The sequence below is a fragment of the Streptomyces flavofungini genome (assembly GCF_041028215.1).
GTDB lineage: Bacteria > Actinomycetota > Actinomycetes > Streptomycetales > Streptomycetaceae > Streptomyces > Streptomyces flavofungini_B.
On sequence record NZ_JASKYR010000809.1, the window covers coordinates 1 to 3,103 of the forward strand.

The following is a 3,103-nucleotide window of genomic DNA, read 5'->3' on the forward strand; positions in this document are numbered from 1 at the left end:
GCCGAAGCCCACTCCGTCCAAGACGGCGGATAAGCCGCAACCGGTGTCGTACCCCTCGTATCACTCCCGACCGCGCAGGACGCCGCCGCGCAGCACCCCGTCCATCATCACGCTCACCCTGCTCATCACGGCACCCGCGGTGCTCGCCGTCGCCGCGCTCCGCCCGCGCTGACCGCCGGAGGTCCCCATGTCGGAATGGCTTGTTCTCACCCTCGCGATGGCGGCCGCATGCGCGGTCGTGCTCGTCGTGACCCTCCTGCGGCACCGCAGGACGGGCGAGGACTACGACGCGTCGGACACCCCCGACGTCATTGAGTACATGACCATGATGATCGGCGTCGTTTACGCCATCGTCCTTGGTCTCGCCATCGCGGGCGTCTGGGAGGCGCGCGGCGCCGCCCAGGAGTACGTACGCCTGGAGGCACAGGCGCTGCACGAGGTGGCGGAGCGCGCGGACGTCTACCCCGATGACGTCCGTGACCGTATTCGTGCCGATGTCCACACCTATGTCAGCCATGTCGTCACCAAAGAGTGGGACACGATGGCCGACAAGGGCGAACTGACTGTTCAGGGGCGGGAGTTGCTGCGCCAGGTGCGGCGTGACGTCACCGACTACCAGCCGAAGTCGGACTACGAGGCCCAGCAGTACCAGCCGCTGGTCGACGCGGTGGCCGCGGCGGACGACGCCCGCAGCTCCCGCGCGGACAGCACCGGCGCGACCATGCCCGGGGTGGTCTGGTTCGGGCTGATCATCGGCGGGCTCGTCACCATCGGCATGATCTTCGCCCTCCAGATCCGCCGCACCACGCGCGAACTGATCCTCGCCGGTCTCTTCTCCGCGCTCTTCGCCTTCCTGCTCTTCCTCATCTGGGACTTCGACTCCCCCTACAGCCGCGGGGTCGCCGCGGGCGCGGAACCGCTGCGGGAGCTGCTCTCCCAGCTCGGCGGCTGAGGCCGGTGCGTCCACCGCGATCCGCCCCCGCACCGCCTTGGCCGTGAACCGTGCTGCGCGGCGGGCCCGCACGGCGCATCCTGTATGCCATGCCCTGGCAGTCACCGATCGTCGTCCATCCGCCCGCCGCCGACGGCGGGCGGCGGGTCACCGTGCGCGGACGCGAGGCGGGCACCGCCCACAGCGACGCCGACCTCGTGGCGCTCCTGCGCCGCGCGGGCCTCGGCGAGGCCGACGTGGCCCTCGACGACCCGCACCTCGTGGAGTGGCGCGGCGGGCGCCACGTCTGGTCCGCGCCGCGGGACTGACCTCCGGGCGGGACGCGGGCCACCCCTCGCCCCGCGCACCACGTCACCCCTGGCACATCACCGCACCCGGCACGCCGCGCCACGCCGTCGCGTTCGCCCGCCCGGCGGCCCCGGTTACCCCGTTCGCACGACAGCGATCGCGGCCCCCACGGTCCGTATCTAGCGTTTCCGGCATCGAGGTGCATTTCAGGCGACAGCGGAAGAAGGTCCGCAGCTGCTCCTCGGAGACACCGGAGGATCACCATGCGCGCGATACGCGTCGCTTCGGCCGCCCTGCTCACCGCTTCCGTCCTGACGCTCACGGTCCCGCCCGCCTCGGCGACCGTCACGAACGACGAGAACAACGGCATCACCTCGTTCGGCTTCCGGGTGACGCCCTCGACCATCGCGGCGGGCGGCCAGGTCACCCTCGGCGTCGACAGCTGCGACGGCGACACCAAGGTCACCTCCGGCATCTTCGACGACGCCCACATCCCCAAGGGGCAGTCGTCGACCACCGCGCAGGTGTTCTGGGACGCCAAGCCCGGCGCCATGTACGAGGTGACGTTCGACTGCAAGGGCGAGACCGGCAAGACCGACCTCACCATCGCCACCGGCCGGGACGGCGACCACAGCCGCCCCGATCAGCACCGCCCCGAGCACTCGACCCACAAGGGCGTGAAGGCGGGCACCGGCGGCAGCCTCGGCGGTCTCGACGCCCATGAGATCGCCCTCGGCGGCGCACTGATCCTCGGCACCATCGGCACCGCGTACTACAAGGCCCGCCGCCGCACCGGCGACGACAACGCCTGACGCGCCACAGCGCCCCCGGGGCGTCTCCAGGACCCCGGGGGCGCCGCGGTGCGCGGAAGAGACGGGTGCGCGAGGGGGACCGGGCGCCGCGCGGAAGGGGGCACGCCCGTCCGGCCGTGGCTCGCGCGCCCGGCGCCTCAGACCTTGTTCTCCGACCGGCGGCGCATCCAGAACACCCCGCCGCCGACCACGGCCGCGGCCACCAGCGCCCCGCCGATCGCCATGTCGGTGTCGGTCGCCCCGGAGTGCGTGCTGCCGCCGAAGCCGCCGCGCACACCGCCGTGGATGACGGTGAACGCGGCCGGGCGGGTGAGGGACTTGCCGCCGCAGTGGGCGGTGATGTCGTACGCGCCGGGCGTGGCGTTGCGGTGGATGGTGGCCGTCGCGCTGGAGGTGGTGCTGTTGTTCAGCGGGCGCAGGTCGGTGTCAGGGAAGGCGTGCGAGGTGATCCGGCCGCCGCCCTGGCAGGACGACCCGTCGACCGTCACCGTGAGCTGGCCGCCCCTCGGGATGACGCTGGGCATCGCCACGATGTTGGTCGGGTCGGCCCACGCGGACGCGGCCGGGGCGGCGAGCCCGACGGCGGCACCCGCCACCGCGGCGACCGCGAGGGCGCGCGTTGTTCGCATACGAGAGGTACGCATGGCAATCCTCCGCGGAAGGCGCCCCGGGGGTACCGTCCCCGGTCGATCGGCGAGAGCACCTCCCGGTCCGACCCTCGGACGCCGCGCGGGGCACCGCATGTCGGCGATCGGCCGTCCTGGTGAGACGACACGCCGGGGCGCGCCCGGACACCCCGACATCACCGCAGGTCACGGACCGTCAGAAAAATCCGTACCGGCGCGACTCGGATGGCGCACCCCGGCCCCGGGGCCACCCGTTCGCTCCCGCCCTTTCGCACCCCGAGCGCCCCGCGCTTAGCGTTCTCGTACGCGCAACGGACGCGGCGCGCACGCCGCGTTGAGAGGGGATAGAGAATGCCTTCGCCCCATCCCGCCGACGATTTCGACTTCCCCGTGGAGGAGAAGCAGAAGAAGCGCGCCCCCTGGGG

General features: G+C 72.5%; 4 protein-coding genes. 3 read left to right on the forward strand and 1 reads right to left on the reverse strand.

Annotated elements, in window-relative coordinates:
• Positions 1-187 precede the first annotated feature (187 nt).
• The 3 genes from AB8Z36_RS34790 (at position 188) to AB8Z36_RS34800 (ending at position 2,052) form a co-directional block, all read left to right on the forward strand.
• Complete coding sequence (locus tag AB8Z36_RS34790; protein ID WP_369217380.1) at positions 188-952, forward strand: bestrophin-like domain; 765 nt, start codon at positions 188-190, stop codon at positions 950-952.
• An 89-nt stretch (positions 953-1,041) separates the two neighbouring features.
• The gene (locus tag AB8Z36_RS34795) at positions 1,042-1,260 is read left to right on the forward strand and encodes a hypothetical protein (protein WP_369217381.1); all 219 of its coding nucleotides are present in this window, start codon (positions 1,042-1,044) and stop codon (positions 1,258-1,260) included.
• 243 nt (positions 1,261-1,503) lie between these two features.
• Complete coding sequence (locus tag AB8Z36_RS34800) at positions 1,504-2,052, forward strand: hypothetical protein (protein WP_369217382.1); 549 nt, start codon at positions 1,504-1,506, stop codon at positions 2,050-2,052.
• A 137-nt stretch (positions 2,053-2,189) separates the two neighbouring features.
• Here AB8Z36_RS34800 and AB8Z36_RS34805 read toward each other — a convergent pair whose 3' ends face one another.
• Positions 2,190-2,681: a hypothetical protein gene (locus tag AB8Z36_RS34805; RefSeq protein ID WP_369217383.1), complete on the reverse strand. Its 492-nt coding sequence runs from the start codon at positions 2,679-2,681 to the stop codon at positions 2,190-2,192.
• Between the last annotated feature and the right edge of the window lie 422 nt (positions 2,682-3,103).